This window comes from Alistipes sp. CAG:29, from assembly GCF_000435435.1.
GTDB lineage: Bacteria > Bacteroidota > Bacteroidia > Bacteroidales > Rikenellaceae > Alistipes > Alistipes onderdonkii.
On sequence record NZ_FR893465.1, the window covers coordinates 1 to 1335 of the forward strand.

General features: G+C 47.4%; 2 protein-coding genes. Both read left to right on the forward strand.

All coding sequences use genetic code 11. The features are described 5' to 3' along the window. The first annotated feature begins 107 nt into the window (after window positions 1-107). Window positions 108-611: a hypothetical protein gene (locus QVP03_RS06990; RefSeq protein WP_022332804.1), complete on the forward strand. Its 504-nt coding sequence runs from the start codon at window positions 108-110 to the stop codon at window positions 609-611. Then, on the forward strand, window positions 608-1335 hold a 728-nt coding region (locus tag QVP03_RS06995), incomplete at its 3' end, for an IS3 family transposase (protein WP_288210692.1). The genes QVP03_RS06990 and QVP03_RS06995, both read left to right, overlap by 4 nt.

The window sequence follows — 1335 nt, forward strand, 5'->3', positions numbered from 1 at the left end:
CAGACTCGGAAACTGAAGTCTATCCATGCGGACTACGTTCCATATCCGATAATCATTAAAGACACCTGTCCCGTCCTGAAAAAGGTTTACAGAAAAGAGTAAATCTTATGCAGCAAACAACGAATTCAGACTTATCACGTCATTATTTACCGCGTCAGTTGCGTCATCTGATTTTACAGGAGTATTTGAGCGGAGTCAAGACGGCTCGCCAACTCTCCGAAGAACATGGTATTCCCATGTCTACGATTCATAAGATGGGTCAGCGCTGGAAAGCGAAAAATAGTTGTAGCTTTGTGAGTACCCCTAATCCTTATCCGATCATGTCCCGCGTTACGAGTGAAGAAGCCAGTGAATTATTATCCGAGAACAAAGCCCTTCGGCGGCGCTTGGAAGAGGCTTTATTACGTCTGGAAGGTTATGAGATCATGGGAGATATCCTTCAGGAAGAATACGGTATCGACCTATTAAAAAAATCCGCAGCCGGACAGTCCAGCGTCTCAAAGAACTATGAGATCATGGGAGATATCCTCCAAGAAGAATACGGTATCGACCTGCTAAAAAAATCCGCAGCCGGACAGTCCAGCGTCTCAAAGAAAGACACACAGCAATGAGCCTGTCGTTTCTGTGCGGGTTGTTCGGCTATACCCGTCAGGCCTATTATAAACATTTACGGCGTAATAGGGAAGGATCCTTGTCCGACACCCTTCTTTTGGAGCGGGTGGGTTACTACCGGAAACTGATGCCCAGGCTCGGCGGTCGTAAACTGTGGCATTTGCTGCAACAAGACGGATTTCCGGTCAGCCGGGATCGGTTATTTACGCTGCTTTCGGAAAACAATCTTCTGGTCAAACGTCGGAAGAAATACAGCGTTACGACCTGCTCGCGGCACTGGATGCGTAAATATCCGAATCTGATCCGGGGTTTCGACCTCGAGCGGCCGCATCGTTTATGGGTCGGAGATATTACGTACATTTCTTTGAAAGAAGGATTTGCATATCTGGCTTTGATAACGGATGCCTATTCCAAACGGATCGTAGGCTATGATCTGAATACGACATTGGAACGGGACGGAGCGCTCCGTGCACTGAGGATGGCCATAGACCAGACTCCGCAGCAAAAACGGCAAGGGTTAATCCATCATTCGGACAGAGGATGCCAATATTGTTCGAAAGAATATGTGAAATTGCTGACCGATAATGGGATTCGCATCAGCATGACTGAAAAGGGCGATCCGTATGAGAATGCCGTTGCCGAACGGGTGAACGGTATTCTGAAGAGCGAATGGATCGACGAGGAATGTTTTGAAAGTTTTCAGGCAGCAAAAGAACGCATCGA